The organism is Pseudomonas sp. Pseusp88 (genome assembly GCF_047303955.1).
In the GTDB taxonomy this organism is placed as follows: domain Bacteria; phylum Pseudomonadota; class Gammaproteobacteria; order Pseudomonadales; family Pseudomonadaceae; genus Aquipseudomonas.
Window position 1 is genome coordinate 1 of sequence record NZ_JBGLYM010000006.1, and the last position, 17,639, is coordinate 17,639.

The window sequence follows — 17,639 nt, forward strand, 5'->3', positions numbered from 1 at the left end:
CATTCGCGAAGGCGGTATTTCAGGCGATAAAAATGTGTCTGATGTACTGGCCCATTCGCGAATGAATTCGCTCCCACCGTTGTAATGTTTGCTGCGCGAACCGGTCTGTGTTTCTTAAAGGTTTGTGTCTGCCCGATTTGCGGGCAAGCTCATGTTCAATGCGAATGCCGCGGCGCGCCGCTGCGGGCAATGACTTTCATGTGCAGGGTCGCCGGTTCCAGGCAGCCGCCTGTGGATAACTGCCCGACCAGTTGCCGGTAAAGCTCCTGCCAAGGGGTTTGCGACGGCGGGAAGCTGGGCACCCATTCGCTGCGGCGCTGGGCCAGTTCTTCCTCGTCCACCAACAGGTTCACCGAGCGGGCGTTGAGGTCGACCCGCAGACGATCATTGGTGCGCAGCAGCGCAATCCCGCCACCCACGGCAGATTCCGGGGACATATTGAGGATCGACGGGCTGGCCGAGGTGCCGCTCTGGCGACCGTCGCCAAGGCAGGGCAGGGACTCGATGCCGCGTTTGATCAGGGCGGCAGGCGGGTCCATGTTCACCACTTCCGCGCTGCCGGGATAACCGACCGTGCCTGCACCGCGAACCACCAGGATGCAGCGCTCGTCGATATCCAGTTCCGGGTCGTTGATTCGCGCGTGGTAATCCTCCGGCCCCTCGAAGACGATGGCCCGGGCTTCGAAGCTGTTTTCGGCGCCGGGTTCGGACAGGTAAGTCTTGCGGAAGGCCTCGCCCACCACTGACATTTTCATGATCGCGCTATCGAAGAAATTGCCGCTGAGCACGATAAAGCCCGCGCTGTGTTTGAGCGGTGCATCGTAGGGCAGGATGACGTCGGTATTGCTGCTCAGGGAATTGCGCACGATTTCGCCGATGCTCTTGCCGCTGACGGTGGCGCAGTCTTCATGCAGACGCCCGGCCTTTTGCAGCTCGTGCATCACCGCAGGCACGCCGCCTGCGCGGTGGAAGCCTTCGCCCAGGTACTTGCCGGCAGGCATGCAGTTGACCAGCAACGGCACGTCCATGCCGATACGCTGCCAGTCATCAAGGCTCAACTCGACGCCCATGTGCCGGGCGATGGCGATCAGGTGCGGCGGACAGTTGCTCGATGCGCCGAGTGCCGAGGCCACGGCAATGGCGTTCTCGAAGGCTTCACGGGTCATGATCTGCGACGGCCGCACGTCTTGCAGCACCAGTTCGCAAATGCGCTTGCCGGTGGCATAGGCCATTTGCCCGCGCTCGCGATACGGGGCCGGGATGCTGGCGCAGCCGGGCAACGACATGCCTAAAGCTTCGGCCAGAGCGTTCATCGACAGGGCGGTGCCCATGGTGTTGCAGTGGCCCACGGACGGCGAGGCCGCCGTGGTCATTTCCATGAAGCCTTCGTAGTTGATCTCTTCGGCGGCGAGCAGTTTGCGCGCATGCCACAGCACTGTGCCGGAGCCAATCAGTTCGCCCTTGTGGTGCCCGTCGAGCATCGGCCCGCCGGACAGGACGATGGCGGGCAGGTCGGTGGTGGCCGCAGCCATCAGGCACGCCGGAGTGGTCTTGTCGCAGCCGGTGGTCAGCACCACGCCATCGAGGGGGTAACCGTGGAGGATTTCCACCAGGCCCAGATAAGCCAGGTTGCGGTCCAGGGCGGCGGTGGGGCGGCGGCTCTGTTCGGCGATCGGGTGGACCGGAAACTCCATCGGGATGCCGCCCGCGTCGCGGATGCCGGCCTTGACCCGCTGGGCCAGTTCGATGTGATGGCGATTGCAGGGCGTCAGGTCGCTGCCGGTCTGGGCAATGCCGATGATCGGCCGTCCGGACTGCAGTTCGTCCCGGGTCAGGCCGTAGTTCATATAGCGCTCGACATAGAGCGCGGTCATGTCGGCGTGGTCTGGGTCATCGAACCATTGCTGGCTGCGCAGGGGGCGTTTGGGAGGCAAGCTCATGATTGATGTCTCTCTTGTATTTATTGTGATTCGGTCGTGGCCGCTGAAACGGTCGTTCAGCGGGACAATACGCCACGGGCAACCAGATTGCGCAGCAGGGCACTGACTCCGAAGGTCCAGGGCGTGGCCGCATCGCTGTAGGTTACGTGGTTATGCAGGGCGCCGAGACGCGGACTGCTGATGCGCACCAGATCACCCTGTTTGTGGGTGAAGCCGGCGCCGGGATGATCGCGGTCTTCGGTCGGGGCGAACAGGGTGCCGAGGAACAGCACGAAGCCGTCGGGATACTGGTGGTTGGCGTTGAGGGTTTGCGCGGCGATGTCCTGCGGGTCGCGGCTGATCTGGTCCATGGAGCTGGCGCCGTTGAGCAGGTAGCCATCGCTGCCGCGTACTTCCAGATCGATCACGCAGTTGCGTACGTCATCGAGGCTGAACTGCTCGTCGAACAGGCGAATGAACGGGCCGATGGCGCAGGAGGCGTTGTTGTCCTTGGCCTTGCTCAGCAGCAGCGCGCTGCGGCCTTCGAAGTCCCGCAGATTGACGTCATTGCCCAGTGTCGCGCCGTGAATCTGCCCACGACTGTTGACGGCCAGCACCACTTCCGGCTCCGGGTTGTTCCACTGCGAACCGGGGTGAATGCCGATCTCGCTGGCGCTGCCCACGGCGGACAGAATCGGCGCCTTGGTGAAAATTTCGGCGTCGGGGCCAATGCCTACTTCCAGGTACTGTGACCACATGCCTTGTTCGATCAGCAGCGTTTTCAGGCGCATGGCCTGCTCGGAGCCCGGCTTGACCGCGCGCAGGTTGTCGCCGATGACGCTGCGCACCGTTGCGCGTACGCCCTCGGCCCGGGCCGCATCGCCGCCGGCTTTTTCCTCGATGACGCGCTCGATCATGCTCGCGGCGAAGGTCACGCCAGCGGCCTTGATCACCTGCAGATCCACAGGCGCAAGCAGAAAGGGTTTGCCCTGGTCGGAGTGGGCGCCGGTATTGGCCAGCAGATCTTCGGCGCTGCAGATGAAGCGACCGGGTACTTCACGTACGGCCTTGAGCGGCGAGTCGCTTTCCAGCAGATCGCTAAGGGTAGCGAAATGCGCGGACAGGTCGAACACGCCATCGGCGCGCAACACCACGGGCGACGGCCCGGACACCTCGCCGGGCACCCAGGCGCGGCCGATCAGCGTGGCTGACAGGCTGTCGGCGGGCAGGGTGTTCGCGCAGGTCAGTCTTATTGTTGTCATGGTGCAGAATTCCAGGGCCAGAAAAACTGCACGCTAGGTGGGCGCGCGGATAAACTCCAATGGCATATTCTCAATTATTGATAACCTGGCGTTATTGCCGGGCGGGGCGTTCCCATGTCGGACTTGTCGTTCTCCAATTTCTGCAACTGGCTGAAATTCCGTCATCTAGTGCTGATCGATACCTTGGGCCGCACCCACAACATGCATCTGGCAGCCCAGCAGATGAATCTCAGCCAGCCTGCCCTGAGCAAGATGCTCAAGGAAATCGAGAGCCTGTTGGGCTTCACCCTCTTCGAGCGGTTGCCGCGCAGTATGTTGCCCACGGCCCTGGGCGCGCAGGTGGTGCGTTATGCGCAACTGGCGCTGAACGACGCGCGTACCTTTGTCGAGCAGATCAATAACCTCAGCGCCGGTGGTCATGGTCATCTCAAGGTGGGCGGTATCTTTGCCGCGACGGCCGTGGTGCTGCCCCAGGCCATCGTGCAGATCAAGGAGCGCTGGCCGTTGCTGGCCATCGAAGTGGTGGAGCAGACCAGCGATCACCTCATGGAGATGCTCGAAGAGCGCACCCTGGACCTGGCCATCGGTCGTTTCACCGACCAGAGCCAGCAACAGCGCTATGACTTCCAGGAGCTGGCGCCTGAACCTTTCTGCATCGTGGTCAATAGCCGCCATCCGCTGTGTGATGCCGGGCCCATGACCTTGCAGCAATTGGTGGACTGGCCGTGGATGCTGTATCCCAAGGGCACGCCAATTCGCGGGCGCATGGAGCAGGCCTTCGCCAGCGCCCAGGTCGATGTGCCGAGAAACACCATTGAGACCATTTCCATGCAGACCTTCCTCAAGGTGCTGCAAAGCGGACCCATGATCGGCATGCTCCCCGACGCCATGGTAGCGCCGCATCTGGAGAGCGGCCTGCTGAAGATTCTCGATACGCCGCTGTACCTGACGCCCCAGTACTACGGGATCCTGACCCGCAAGGGCGAGCAGTTGACAGGCCCGGCGATGGAGTTTGCCGACATCCTTATGGAGAACGCGCGCCTGGCTCGAGCAGAGCAGGAGGAGCGCGGTGCATCTCAATAACCGCACGTTATCAATTAATCCAAAAATGCCATTGGGATTGAATCGGTCACGGGCTTAGATTACCGGCCAACAATTATAAATGGTCAGGTATCCCCCATGTCCGATTCGTCCGGTCACAACTTCATTGCGGGTCGTCGCAGCGCGGCCGGTTCGGTGATCCTGCACAGCGTCGATGCTCGCACCGGGCACGCCTTCGGCGCTTTCCATCAGGCCACGCCGGAAGAAGTGGATGCCGCCTGCCTCGCGGCTGCCTCTGCCTATCCCCTCTATCGCGGACTGCCCGCCGCCCGCCGCGCCGAATTTCTTGACGCCATTGCCGACGAACTGGATGCCCTGGGCGATGACTTCATTGCCCTTATCGGTCAAGAAACCGCCTTGCCGGCAGCGCGCCTGCAAGGTGAAAGAGCCCGGACCAGCGGCCAGATGCGCCTGTTTGCTGCAACCCTGCGCCGTGGTGACTTCCTCGGTGCCCGTATCGACCGGGCATTGCCGCAGCGTACCCCGCTGCCGCGCGTCGATTTGCGCCAGTGCCGCATGGGTGTCGGCCCGGTCGCGGTATTTGGCGCCAGTAACTTTCCATTGGCATTCTCCACTGCCGGTGGCGACACCGCTGCCGCGTTGGCTACCGGTTGCCCGGTGGTGTTCAAGGCTCACAGCGGGCACATGGCGACCGCCGAGCAGGTTGGCGCAGCAATCATTCGTGCGGCCGGAAAAACCGCCATGCCGTCCGGTGTGTTCAACATGATTTTCGGCGGCGGTGTCGGCGAAGCGCTGGTCAAGCACCCGGCGATCCAGGCGGTGGGTTTTACCGGCTCGCTCAAGGGCGGCCGCGCGCTGTGTGACATGGCCGCCGCCCGGCCTCAGCCGATTCCGGTGTTCGCCGAAATGAGCAGCATCAATCCAGTCATCGTCCTGCCCCAGGCGCTGGAGGTTCGCGGCGATGACATCGCCAGGGAACTGAGCGCTTCGGTGGTGCAGGGTGTCGGTCAGTTCTGTACCAATCCGGGCCTGGTCATCGGCCTGCGCTCGCCAGCCTTCGACGGGTTTATCCAGCGTCTTGCCGAGGCCATGGCCGATCAGCCGACCCAGACCATGCTCAACGCGGGCACCTTGCGCAGTTATCAACAGGGCTGTGCTGAATTGCTCAAGCACTCCGGTGTTCGCCATCTGGCCGGTCACGCGCAGGAGGGTAGTCAGGCTCAGGCGCAACTGTTCCAGGCCGATGCCAGCCTGCTGTTGGACGGCGATGTACTGTTGCAGGAAGAAGTCTTTGGCCCGGCGACCATCATCATCGAAGCGGCAGATATGCAGCAATTGCTGCAATGCCTGCACGCCTTGCAGGGGCAACTGACGGCGACCCTGATTGGCGAGGCCGAGGAGCTGGCCCGTTGCGCCGAGATGATCGAAGTGCTGGAGCGCAAGGTCGGCCGGATCCTGATCAACGGTTACCCGACCGGTGTGGAAGTCTGCGAAGCCATGGTCCATGGCGGCCCTTATCCGGCAACATCGGATGCCCGTGGCACCTCGGTCGGCACCCTGGCCATCGATCGTTTCCTGCGCCCGGTGTGCTACCAGAATTTCCCCGATGTGCTATTGCCGGATGCCCTCAAGAACAGCAACCCGTTGGGCCTGACGCGCCTGGTCGATGGCCGGTTGACTGAGAAAACGCTGTAACGCAACGCCGTCGGGCCCCGTGCCCGGCACAGACCCATTCAATAAAAACAATCAGGCATGTAAACGTGCCCAAGGGTTAATCCCATGCAAACAAACGCCGAATACCAGGGCGCCAACGCGCCCGTTCACGACAGTGCCTTCGAGGAGCGGACCTATCGCAAGGTCATCCTGCGCATCCTGCCGATCCTGCTGCTGTGCTACATGGCCGCCTATCTGGACCGGGTCAACGTCGGTTTCGCCAAGCTGGACATGCTCAACGACCTGCAATTCAGCAACACGATCTATGCCCTGGGCGCCAGCGTGTTCTTCTGGGGCTATTTCATCTTCGAAGTACCGAGCAACATGTTGCTGCATCGCTTCGGTGCACGCTTCTGGATTGCCCGCATCATGCTCAGCTGGGCGGTGATCTCCATTGCCGTTGCGTTCACCGCGCCGCTGGCGACGCTGTTTCATATCGAAACCAGCAGCATGTTCTATGTTCTGCGCTTTCTGCTCGGCATCTGCGAGGCCGGCTTCTTTCCCGGCGTGATCCTGTACCTCAACTATTGGTTCCCGACCCAACGGCAGAGCCGCGTGATGTCCGGTTTCCTCATGGCGATGCCGGTCAGCCTGACACTGGGCGGCATGGTCTCCGGCTGGCTGATGAGCAGCATGGCCGGGATCCAGGGCATGGCCGGCTGGCAATGGATGCTGATCATCGAAGGCATTCCATCGATCATCATGGCGTTCGTGGTCATCGCCTGCCTGTGCGACAACATCGACAAGGCCAAGTGGCTGTCGGCGGCAGAGAAAGCCATGCTCAAAGCCAATCTGCACAGTGACAGTACGGGTAAGGTGACCCGCATCAGCGAAGTCTTCCTCAATCCGCGAGTGTGGCTGCTGGTGCTGATTCTGCTGACCTTCAACACTGGCTTCTATGGACTGGCGTTCTGGATGCCGTCGATCATCAAAAGCACCGGCATCACCAATACCGTGCAGATCGGCCTGCTGACCGCGATCCCCTACGGCGTTGCCACGGTGATCATGCTGCTCAACGCCCGTCATTCCAACCGTACCGGCGAGCGTCGGCTGCATGCGGCGATCCCGGCCTTCATCGGTTGCATCGGCCTGATCCTCAGTGCGTTTTTCGCCCATAACCTGGTGCTGTCGGTGCTGTTCCTCACCGTAGCTGCCTCCGGGATTCTCAGCCTGATGCCGATCTTCTGGACTCTGCCAGGCTCGCTGCTGTCAGGTGCCGCCGCTGCAGCCGGGATCGGCATGATCAACGCTATCGGCAACCTGTCCGGGTTCACCGGATCGATGATCACCGCCGTCGCCGAGAATCTGACCGGCGACATCAATAACGGCACCTATGTCCTGGCCCTGTGCCTGTTGGTCAGCGGCGGGCTGATCCTGGCCATTCCCGGCAGCATGTTGGGCAGGAAAGACGACGCCCGGCCGGTGCTGCCCACTTCTCTGAACATGGAAAAAGCCTGATGAAGAACAAGCGCGTGCTGATCACGGCGGGCGGCCAGGGCATCGGCCTGGCCAGCGCCAAGGCCTTCGTCGCCGCTGGTGCCGAGGTGATCGCCACGGACATCGACATTCGCGCGCTTGAAGCCATTGAAGGGCTGCAGGCGCTGCGCCTGGACGTGACCAGCCCCGAGGACATCATTGCCGCCAGCCAGGCAATCGGCGCCATCGATGTGCTGTTCAACTGCGCGGGCTACGTGCATTCGGGCAGCATTCTGGAATGCGACGAAGCGGCCTGGAGCCGTTCCTTTGAGCTCAACGCCACGGCCATGTACCGCATGATCAAGGCATTCCTGCCAGGCATGCTGGCCCGTGGCGGCGGTTCGATCATCAATATGGCATCGGTGGCGTCCAGCGTAAAAGGCGTGCCCAATCGTTTTGCCTACACTGCCAGCAAGGCAGCGGTAATCGGTCTGACCAAATCTGTGGCTGCGGACTACATTGGTCAGGGCATTCGCTGTAACGCCATTTGCCCTGGTACGGTAGATTCACCTTCGTTGCGCCAGCGAATTGCCGATCAGGCCGCGCAGCAAGGTGTCGATCAAGCGCAGGTTTACCAGCAGTTCGTCGGTCGCCAGCCCATGGGCCGCCTCGGCAGCGCTGAAGAAATCGCGCAATTGGCTGTTTATCTGGGCTCTGATGCCTCTTCTTACACAACCGGCGCCGTGCACGTGATTGATGGCGGCATGAGCATCTGATCCCCGGTTTGCACTTCGACAGGAACAGGAGACCTCAATGAAATTGCTACGTTACGGCGAAAAAGGTGCGGAAAAGCCCGGCCTGCTCGATGCCAATGGTCAGATACGTGATCTGTCCGCCCATGTTGCCGATATTGCCGGTGAAGTCCTCACTCCTGCTGGCCTGGCGGCACTGGCCGCACTGGATCCGGCAAGCCTGCCACTGGTTGCCGGCCAGCCGCGAATCGGCGCCTGCGTCGGGCAGATCGGTAAATTCGTCTGTATTGGCCTGAACTACGCCGACCATGCCGCCGAAGCCAATATGGAGGTGCCCAAGGAGCCAATCATCTTCAACAAGTGGACCAGCGCCATTAATGGCCCCAACGACGACGTGGAGATCCCGCGCGGTTCGGTGAAGACCGACTGGGAAGTCGAGCTTGGCGTGGTGATTGGCAAAGGCGGGCGCAATATCGACGAAGCCAATGCCCTGGAGCATGTGGCCGGTTACTGTGTGATCAACGATGTGTCCGAACGTGAATGGCAGCTGGAGCGCGGCGGCACCTGGGACAAAGGCAAAGGCTTCGATACCTTCGGCCCCATCGGCCCATGGCTGGTAACCCGTGACGAAGTCGCCGACCCGCACAACCTCGACCTGTGGCTGGAAGTGGATGGCCATCGCTATCAACAGGGCAACACCCGCACGCTGATCTTCAACGTGCCGCAGCTGGTGGCTTACCTGAGCCGCTGCATGAGCCTGCAACCGGGTGACGTGATCTCCACCGGCACACCACCGGGCGTCGGCATGGGCGTCAAGCCGCAGCCGGTGTTCCTGCGCGCCGGGCAGCGCATGCGCCTGGGCATCGAAGGGTTGGGTGAACAACAGCAACTGACGGTCCAGGCTGATTAATCGCCTTATGTGTTCAGCCATTTCTCATAAGCGGCTGGCCATTTCATAGTCGGTGTGCCGGGCCTGCCCAGGCCAAAGCCGTGGCCGCCAGTGGCATAGCGGTGCATCTCGACGGCGACATGTTCATGTTCGCAAGCCGCGGCCATGATCAGGGTGTTGGCGGGGTCGGATATCGGGTCATCTTCCGCTTGCGCCAGGAACATTCGCGGCGTGCGCGGCGTGACCCGGGTTTGTACCGACCACCTGGCATCCTCGGTCTGCGACGCATGTGGCCCGACCAGAATCTTATGGGTCGATGTTTTTGCGTAGGGTGGCAGCAACGTAATGATCGGATAGATCAGCGCCGCGGCATCGGCAACGGCAGGCGTTGCGTCCAGATGATCTCTGGGCGCATAGGTTTGTTCGTCCGTCGCGGTGACGGCCATGCCGAGTAAATGCCCGCCCGCCGAAAACCCCAGCACGCTGACCTGCTTTTCCCGGTTGCGGATAATACGCAGCGCACGTTGGGCATCTTGCAGGGAAACCTTGCTGCCATCTGCCCAACCTTCACCCGGCAAGCGATAGCTGAGCACATAAGCGGTAAAGCCCCGCGCGGTCAGCCACTGCGCGGCAGGCCAGGCTTCCATGCCCATCTCCATGCGTTTGTAGCCACCACCTGCGGCCACCAGGACGGCCTTGCCGTTCGGGCGCTCGGGTTTGAACACGCGCAGTGACGGGCGAGAAACGTTGGTCAGTGCGCCTTTGGCCGAGACAACTTCATTGCCAGTGGGCCCACCACCTCCGGGCGGTACGCCATCCCAGAGGGGAATTTTCGTACCTTCGCCGTCGGGGATAATCACACTGGCATTGGCCATGGACATCCGCAGCGCGATCAGTGCGGCGGTCGAGCAGGCAAGGAAATGTCGACGGTTCATACGGCCCCCAGAAAATATTTCGAAATATCTACCATGGAACGACGACGCAGGAATGCTTTTCGGGGGTTTGTTCAGCTGAGCGACCGCATTGCAATACCCAATGCGAGGAAGGGGGGCGAGCAAATACTGTGGGAGCGAATTTATTCGCGAATTGGCCCTCACATCCCATGCATTTGTATCGTCTGTAATTCCGCTTTCGCGAATAAATTCGCTCCCACAGTAGCGTGTGCATATCGTCGGATCTGTGCGGATTCATCCGCGAAGGGGCTGCTCTGGCTTTACAGCAAACATAGAATCTCCCACGGAGTTGCGGTGATTCAGTGGGTTTTACATTCTTTGATAAGAGTGGTTTAAGCGCCAACGGCGCATATGTTTCATTGCGCACTCGCACACTCAATCAACCACTGTTTCAAGATCGCCGCCACCGGGCGCAACGCGATCTGGCGATGGTGGACCAGGTAGTACCCTTTGTTCAGTGGCAGACGCAATTGCAGGGGTTCACATAACGAGCCGTTTTGCCGTTCAGTCTCGGTCAGGATCGCACTGCTGAGTATCACGCCCTGGCCATGGCGGGCCGTTTCGATGGCCAGGATGGACTGGTCGAAATGCTGGCTGGGAATGGCCGCGACCTGGGCATCGGTCAGTTGGGTGTACTGCTTGAACCAGGGCTGCCAATGGGGCAGCAGAGTGGTGTTGAGCAGCGTGGCCCGCACCAGATCCTCGGGGCGCTGCAAGTCGAGTCTGCGGGCATATTCCGGCGAGCAATAGAGGCGGGCTTCGTCTTGATAGAGCAGGGTTGTGTCCAGTGTCGGGTCGTTGCCATCGAAATAGCGGATCGCCAGGTCGACACGGTCGCGCTCAAAGTTGACCAGGGCGGTAGAGGCGCTCAGGTGCAATGAAATACCCGGCTTGAAACTCAGGAAATCCGACATCCGCGAGGCAAACCACTTTGCCGCCAGGGTCGGCGGCATGGACAGCCACACCTCATTCACGTTGCGCAGACGCAATTCAGTGCTGGCCTGCTGGATGCGTTGCAGCGCCGGTTGAATAGCGGCCCAGTAATTCTGCGCGTCGAGGGTCGGCTGTACTTGACGTACCGAGCGAATGAACAGGGACATGCCCAGCCACTCTTCCAGTTTCTGGATCTGCTGGCCCACCGCTCCCGGCGTGACATGCAGTTCACCGGCTGCTGCGCTGAAGCTGTTGTGCTTCATCGCGGCATCGAACGCCAGCAGTGCCTTGAGCGGGGGTAGTTGATTCATGATGAAGTTTTTCTACGTTATGGGGGTTTTTTAATCGTTTGCCGCATTCAGTCTCGACCACGTAGATTGCCATATCAACGCCTATGAAGAGATTGATATGAATAAGTTTGCCTATCCTGCCTTCGCCCTGCTGGGGGTGATCTGGGGGACCAATTTCATTTTCACCAAATGGGCGTCCGAATTGATTTCGCCGATGCAGATTGTTTTGCTACGGGTGATATTCGGGTTTATTCCGGTACTGATCCTGGCGTTATCGCGGCGCGCGTTGCAGTGGTCCCATCTGCGCTATATCCACCACTTTTTCGTCATGTCACTGCTGGCCACGGCGCTGTATTACCTGGCGTTCGCCAAGGGGGCGGTACTGCTGCCTTCAGGTATTGCCGGAATGCTCAGCGGCGCGATTCCACTGTTTGCCTTCCTGACTGCCTCTGTTTTCCTGCGTCAGGAGCCGATCAATCGCCTGACGGTGGCGGGGTTGTTGATCGGGTTTGTCGGCGTGCTGCTGATCGCCCGGCCCTGGAGCGCTGCGGGTGACGGGGTGTCGGTGACGGGCGTGCTGTATATGGTGGCGGGGTCGTTCAGCCTTGGCTGCTCGTTCGTCTATGCGCGCAAATTTCTCATGGACAAGAATCTCTCGCCCCTGGCTTTGTGCACCTACCAGATCGGCCTGGCGCTGCTGGTATTGCTGGCGACTACTAACCTGGAGGGTATCGAACGCATCACCACTGATCATGTGGCCCTGGGCGGTCTCATATTTGGCTTGGGCATCAGCGGCACCGGCGTGGCTTACGTGCTGTATTACTTCCTGGTTCAGGAACTCGGTGCGCTCAAGGCGGCTGGCGTGACTTACATTCCGCCGGTCGTGGCCCTGGCAATTGGTGCATTGCTGGTTCACGAGCCGCTGACGATTCAGGACGTGCTGGCGCTGGCGTTCATCATTGTCGGGGTTTATGTGCTGCAGACCGGCAAGACCGCGCCGTTGCCGGCGACGGCTTCGGATGCCTGAACCGGTTATTTGATAGTGCGGACTCGGCAGGGGCATTCGCGTGTACATCCTCGCTTTTACCTTCCCCAAGGGGGCGAGGATCAGGCCGCTTTCGAGCGGTTTTTTGCTTCAATACACCGCAAAATCTGAGTTGAAATGAGATCCTGTAGGAGCCGGCTTGCTGGCGATATCGGTGTAACAGGCAATGGTGTTGTTGGCTGACACGACGCCATCGCCAGCAAGCCGGCTCCTACGAAAGCTCATTCCAGTTCAGGCATTGGCTGGGGCTGCAAGCTCACTGACAACCCGCTGATAGCGCTCCCCCATCTCACGAATCCGCTCATTCACCGAGGCCAGCAATACCGGCCCGGCTGTCTGCAGAAAACCCGGCGTTGCGGTCTCCAGTGCTCTCTCCAGCCACAGGCAGGCTTCTTCGTATCGACCCTGTTCGGCCAGTGCGGCGGCATGGTTGTACTGCCCGCGAAAATCCCCGCCCTGGGCGGCCAACAAGTACCAGCGCTGCGCCTGTGTCTCGTCCCGTTCGACGACCACGCCCTCATGATAAAAGCGCCCCAGCAGGTTCATGGACTTGGCGTGGCCCATGGCTGCGGCCTGTTGAAACAGGGCGTAGGCGGCGGTCATGTCTGGCGCCACACCGCGGCCACGGGTCAGCAACTGGCCGTAGTTGTACAAGCCCCAATCCAGACCAAGGTCGGCGGCTTGCCGGTAGTGCCTGGCCGCATCCGCGAGATCGGTCTCGCAACCCCAGCCATTTTCCAGGCAGCGCCCGACCATATTGCAGGCCATGGCATGGCGCTGCCGGGCGGCGATGCGAAACCAGATCAGGGCCAGTGCCTGATCGCGGGCGATGCCGCGCCCGTAGAGCAGCAACTGGCCCAGGGTGGTCTGGGCATCGAGATCACCCAGTTCGGCAGCGCGCATAACCGCCTTGGCGTAGGCACGCGGGTCATCCTGGATCGAGCGTTGAGTGTTCATGAGTGGCCCGCTGGCTGACGCAGGGCGGGGCTGAATCCCGACCTGTATCGAATTTGTAGTGTGTCAAAAGTATTTGTTACAAATTACTTTGTTTGAGATTGATTTTCAATTACGATCGCGCCGCATTTACATTTCGGGGAGGAAATTAAATGACTTCAAGAACGGATTCGGCGCTGCTTTCACAGCGTCATTTGCTGGCATCTGCGGTTGGATTGGCCGTCGCAGCGCAAGCAGGTTTTAGTTACGCAGACGCCGCTGCGCCAAAGGGTGCCGTAGAGCTGGGCGCGACCAGCATTGAAGGTCAGGCTGATGCAACCGGCGGTGGTTATAACCCGGTGGCGCCAGCCTCGGCGAAGTACACCGAGCCACTGCGCGATACGCCGCAGACGATCACCATCATCCCTAAAGAGGTGATCCAGGATCAGAACCTGCTGACCATGCGCGATATCCTCAGCACCGTACCGGGCATCACCTTCGGTGCCGGTGAAGGCGGCAGTGGTTACGGCGACAGCATCAACCTGCGCGGCTTCTCGGCCAACAACGACATTTACGTCGATGGTGTACGCGACAGCGCCCAATACAGCCGCACCGATCCGTTCAACCTGCAACAAGTGGAAGTGGTCAACGGTGCCAGTTCCGTCTACTCGGGCTCAGGCTCCGTGGGCGGGACCATCAATATCGTGACCAAGCAGCCTGAACTGCGTGACAAGACCACGATCAGCGCTGGTGTCGGTACCGACAACTACAAGCGCATCACTCTGGACACCAATCAGAAGCTCAACGACACCACCGCGTTTCGTCTGAACCTGATGGCCCACGGCAACGATGCACCGGGTCGTGACTACGAAGACTATGAGCGCTGGGGTATCGCCCCGACCATCGCCTTCGGCCTGGGCACCGACACCCGCGTCACCCTCAGCTACGAGCACCAGAAAGACGACAACCTGCCGCAGTTCGGCGTTCCTATCTACAACGGCAAGCGCTTGCCGGGTGCGGGGACCAGCGATTACTACGGCTACCACAACATGAACAAGCAGGAAATCAACACCGACGCTTTCAGCCTGAAGCTCGAGCATGATTTCAATGATAACGTGTCGGTGCGCAACTTCAGCCGCGTCGCTCGCGTTCGTCAGGACCTGCGCGTTTCCGGTCCTGAAGGTGCCTCGACGGCGTGTCTGGCCAACGGTCGGCAACCGAACGGCGCGGCCTGTGCCGCTGGCCTGGCGCCAGGCTACTTCCAGCCAAGCGGCGGTTCCCTGGGGAACGCCCGGGACACCGAGAACAAGATCTTCACCAACCAGACCGACGTAACCACGCGCTTCGCCACCGGCTTCATCGATCACACACTGGTGACCGGCGTGGCGCTGACCCGTGAAGAGTACGAGGCCAATACCGGCAACTGGCTGCGTACCGGTTCCGGCGCAACCATCGTTCCGCCACCGGTGAGCATCAGCGACCCGAACTCCTACTGGGCCGGCGATCACAACTTTGTGCGCAGCGCCCAGGTCAACGGTGAGCTGAACAACCGTGCCGCCTATGCCTTCGACACGCTCAAGCTCAACGAGCAGTGGGAGGTCAACGGCGGGGTGCGCTATGAGCGCAACGATGGCAGTTCGGTGACCGACGCCTACGCCAGCAACGGCGTAGTAACGCCAGGTTCGCGCTTCCACAGCACCGATGACCTGACGTCCTATCGTTTGGCCCTGGTCTACAAGCCAGCGGAAAACGGCAGCATCTACGTCGCCTACGGCAACACCAAGACGCCGTCCCAAGCCACCGTCAACGGCAGCTGCTACACCGCAGCGCGCGGTACCACTGCGGCGTCCAACAACTGTAACGCTGATCCGGAGAAATCCATCAGCTATGAAGTGGGCACCAAGTGGGACTTCTTCGGCGACGCCCTGTCCCTCACTGGCTCGGTGTTCCGCAACGACCGCACCAACTACAAGGTTGCCAGCAACGACCCGAGCAACCTGACGGGCGAACAGACCCTTGACGGTCAGGCACGCGTCGATGGCGCCTCTCTGGGGCTGTCGGGTGCGATCACGGATAAGTGGAAGGTCTTCGCCAACTACACCTACCTGCACAGCGAAGTGCTGCAAAGTGTCAGCGATTTCACCAAGCTGACCACCGGCACCGACGCGCAGAAAGGCAAGCCGCTGACGTTCACGCCGAAAAACGCTGCCAGCATCTGGACCACGTACGATCTGCCGTACAACTTCCAGGTCGGCTACGGTCTGACCACCCAGAGCAAGCAATACCTGGCCAGCGCCGATGCCGCCCCGACTTCGTCGGGCTACACCGTGCACCGCGCCATGGTGGCCTACAAGGTCAACCGCAATCTGGGCCTGCGTCTGAACGTCAACAACCTGTTCGACAAGGACTACCTGACCCGCATCCGCAACAATGGTTGGGCGACGCCGGGCGATGCTCGCGCAGCCGTGCTGTCGGCTGACTACACGTTCTAACCGACACCGTAACAACACAAAGCCCCTGCGGTTGTCGCCGCAGGGGCTTTGTTGTCTGGGGTTGTATCGGGAAATCGCAGGAGCGAATTGTGGGAGCGAATTCATTCGCGAAAGCGGTTTTCAGACGATGGATATGTATCGAATGTGCCGCCTTTTTCGCGAATGAATTCGCTCCCACAGAACTCGTGCCTGCATGGGGAAGCTACAGGACGGCCGCAGCCGGCCTCTCCCCCGCCAACCCCTGGGCCAATGCCGCCAACACCATATGCCCCATGCGCGTGCGGGTTTGTACGGTGGCACTGGCGCGGTGCGGTTGCAGCACCACAGTTTCCAGTTCGAACAGCTCGGTCGGCACGTTCGGCTCGTCGACGAATACATCCAGCCCGGCGCCGGCAATCGAGCCGGTCTGCAAGGCGGCGACCAGGTCGGGTTCGTTGACCAGGCTGCCCCGGGCGACGTTGATCAGGTAACCCTCGGCGCCCAATGCGGCCAGGACCTGGGCATTGATAATGCCCTTGGCCTTGTCGGCAGCGGCGGCGACGATCAGGGCGTCGCTCTGCCGGGCCAGTTCGACCAGATCGGCAACGAAGGTGTAGGGCACGTCATCCATGGCGCGCAGGTCGGTGTAGCTGATCGGGCAGCCGAAGGCCGCGGCACGGGTGGCAACGGCGCGGCCGACCCGGCCCAGCCCAACGATGCCGACACGCATGCCGCTGAACTGTCGTGCCAGAGGGATCGGCGCCAGTGGTGTCGGGCTTTTCGGCCAGGCGCCGCTGCGCACATAACGGTCGGCGGTGTTCAGGCCTCGGCAGGTAGAAATCAGCAGGCCGATAGCCAGGTCGGCGACGTCTTCAGTCAGGGCGCCGATGGTGGCCGTGACGTGAATACCACGGTCGCGGGCGTAGGCCAGATCCACGGCATCGGTACCCACGCCATTGACCGCAATCACTTTCACTGCGGGCAGCTGCTCCATCACCGCACGGGTAATGCCGGTATGGCCGCCGGTCACCACGGCTGTGATGTTGGCGCCATGCTCACGCAGGTAAGCGGCCTTGTCGGCTTGCTGGAAGTACGGGCGCACGGTGTATAGCTCGTTGAGGCGCGCGTTGATCTCGGGGATCAGGATCGGGCTCAGTTGCAGGACTTCAGCTTTCATCTTTTATCACTCACAAAATCGGGATCGATCAGCCACGGCCGACAAAAGGCATGTTGGTGGCCATGACGGTCATGTTCAGCACGTTGGCCGACAGCGGCAGCCCGGCGATGTAACGCACGGCATCGGCGATGTGCTTGACGTCGATCATCGGTTCTACGGCGATCTCGCCATTGGCCTGGCGCACGCCCTTGGTCATGCGCACCGACAGCTCGGTCAGGGCGTTACCGATATCGATCTGGCTGCAGGCGATGTTGAATTCGCGACCATCCAGCGCCAGGCTTTTGGTGATTCCCAATACCGCGTGCTTGCTGGCGGTATAGGGTGAGGTGAACGGGCGCGGCGTATGGGCGGAAATCGATCCGTTGTTGATGATCCGGCCACCTTGCGGCGATTGCTTGCGCATCAGGCCGAAGGCCGCGCGGCTGCACAGGAATACCCCGGTGACGTTGGTGTTGATCACGTTCAGCCAGTTCTCCACCGGCAGCTCGTCGACCGGCACGGCCGGGGCGTTGACGCCGGCGTTGTTGAACACCACATCGACGCGGCCATAGACCTCTTCGATGGTGGCGAACAGCGCTTCGACACTGGCCGGGTCGCGCACGTCGCTTGACACCGCAAGCACTTCGCCGCCTTGCTCGCGGGCCAGTACTTCCAGTTCCTTGAGCGGCTCGATACGGCGGCCGGTCACCACGACCTTGTAGCCGTCAGCCAGCAGGGTCAGGGCCACTGCGCGACCGATGCCGCTGCCAGCGCCGGTCACCAGGGCGATTTTCGGGAGGTTGTTGTCAGTCATTGTTATATCTCCTGCTTATCGTTTGGATGCA

At 61.1% G+C, this 17,639-nt stretch carries 14 protein-coding genes; 7 read left to right on the top strand and 7 right to left on the bottom strand.

Annotated features, from left to right (window positions below):
• Positions 1-155: 155 nt before the first annotated feature.
• The gene (locus ACCD02_RS09925) at positions 156-1,940 is read right to left on the bottom strand and encodes an IlvD/Edd family dehydratase (RefSeq protein WP_413300865.1); all 1,785 of its coding nucleotides are present in this window, start codon (positions 1,938-1,940) and stop codon (positions 156-158) included.
• 56 nt (positions 1,941-1,996) lie between these two features.
• A complete protein-coding gene (locus ACCD02_RS09930) occupies positions 1,997-3,181 on the bottom strand; it encodes a fumarylacetoacetate hydrolase family protein (protein WP_413300867.1) in 1,185 nt (394 codons plus the stop codon).
• A gap of 114 nt (positions 3,182-3,295) precedes the next feature.
• On the opposite strand from ACCD02_RS09930, the gene ACCD02_RS09935 reads away from it, so the two are divergent.
• The 5 genes from ACCD02_RS09935 to ACCD02_RS09955 all read left to right on the top strand — a co-directional run bounded on the left by ACCD02_RS09935 (position 3,296) and on the right by ACCD02_RS09955 (position 9,034).
• Positions 3,296-4,264: a LysR family transcriptional regulator gene (locus ACCD02_RS09935; protein ID WP_413300868.1), complete on the top strand. Its 969-nt coding sequence runs from the start codon at positions 3,296-3,298 to the stop codon at positions 4,262-4,264.
• 96 nt (positions 4,265-4,360) lie between these two features.
• Positions 4,361-5,938, top strand: a complete 1,578-nt coding sequence (locus ACCD02_RS09940; protein ID WP_413300870.1) for an aldehyde dehydrogenase (NADP(+)) — start codon at positions 4,361-4,363, stop codon at positions 5,936-5,938.
• Between the two features lie 84 nt (positions 5,939-6,022).
• On the top strand, positions 6,023-7,414 hold the full coding sequence (locus ACCD02_RS09945) for an MFS transporter (RefSeq protein ID WP_413300872.1): 1,392 nt from the start codon (positions 6,023-6,025) through the stop codon (positions 7,412-7,414).
• The gene (locus tag ACCD02_RS09950) at positions 7,414-8,148 is read left to right on the top strand and encodes an SDR family oxidoreductase (RefSeq protein WP_413300874.1); all 735 of its coding nucleotides are present in this window, start codon (positions 7,414-7,416) and stop codon (positions 8,146-8,148) included. The genes ACCD02_RS09945 and ACCD02_RS09950 overlap by 1 nt, the downstream gene beginning before the upstream one ends.
• A gap of 37 nt (positions 8,149-8,185) precedes the next feature.
• Positions 8,186-9,034 carry an ureidoglycolate lyase gene (locus ACCD02_RS09955; RefSeq protein WP_413300876.1) on the top strand — a complete coding sequence of 283 codons (849 nt, stop codon included), beginning with the start codon at positions 8,186-8,188 and terminating at the stop codon, positions 9,032-9,034.
• Positions 9,035-9,039: 5 nt separating this feature from the next.
• On the opposite strand, the gene ACCD02_RS09960 is transcribed toward ACCD02_RS09955, so the two are convergent.
• Both ACCD02_RS09960 and ACCD02_RS09965 read right to left on the bottom strand, forming a co-directional pair.
• Positions 9,040-9,948, bottom strand: a complete 909-nt coding sequence (locus ACCD02_RS09960) for an alpha/beta hydrolase (RefSeq protein ID WP_413300878.1) — start codon at positions 9,946-9,948, stop codon at positions 9,040-9,042.
• Between the two features lie 374 nt (positions 9,949-10,322).
• The gene (locus ACCD02_RS09965; RefSeq protein ID WP_413300880.1) at positions 10,323-11,210 is read right to left on the bottom strand and encodes a LysR substrate-binding domain-containing protein; all 888 of its coding nucleotides are present in this window, start codon (positions 11,208-11,210) and stop codon (positions 10,323-10,325) included.
• 97 nt (positions 11,211-11,307) lie between these two features.
• Here ACCD02_RS09965 and ACCD02_RS09970 point away from each other — a divergent pair, with 97 nt between their 5' ends.
• Positions 11,308-12,216 carry a DMT family transporter gene (locus ACCD02_RS09970; RefSeq protein ID WP_413300882.1) on the top strand — a complete coding sequence of 303 codons (909 nt, stop codon included), beginning with the start codon at positions 11,308-11,310 and terminating at the stop codon, positions 12,214-12,216.
• A gap of 249 nt (positions 12,217-12,465) precedes the next feature.
• Here ACCD02_RS09970 and ACCD02_RS09975 read toward each other — a convergent pair whose 3' ends face one another.
• Positions 12,466-13,191, bottom strand: coding sequence for a tetratricopeptide repeat protein (locus tag ACCD02_RS09975; protein ID WP_413300884.1), 726 nt, complete (start codon positions 13,189-13,191; stop codon positions 12,466-12,468).
• A gap of 149 nt (positions 13,192-13,340) precedes the next feature.
• On the opposite strand from ACCD02_RS09975, the gene ACCD02_RS09980 reads away from it, so the two are divergent.
• A complete protein-coding gene (locus ACCD02_RS09980; RefSeq protein ID WP_413300886.1) occupies positions 13,341-15,659 on the top strand; it encodes a TonB-dependent receptor in 2,319 nt (772 codons plus the stop codon).
• Positions 15,660-15,861: 202 nt separating this feature from the next.
• On the opposite strand, the gene ACCD02_RS09985 is transcribed toward ACCD02_RS09980, so the two are convergent.
• Entirely contained in the window at positions 15,862-16,815 is a 954-nt protein-coding gene (locus ACCD02_RS09985) for a 2-hydroxyacid dehydrogenase (protein ID WP_413300888.1), read from the bottom strand.
• A gap of 28 nt (positions 16,816-16,843) precedes the next feature.
• Positions 16,844-17,608, bottom strand: coding sequence for an SDR family oxidoreductase (locus tag ACCD02_RS09990; RefSeq protein WP_413300890.1), 765 nt, complete (start codon positions 17,606-17,608; stop codon positions 16,844-16,846).
• Between the last annotated feature and the right edge of the window lie 31 nt (positions 17,609-17,639).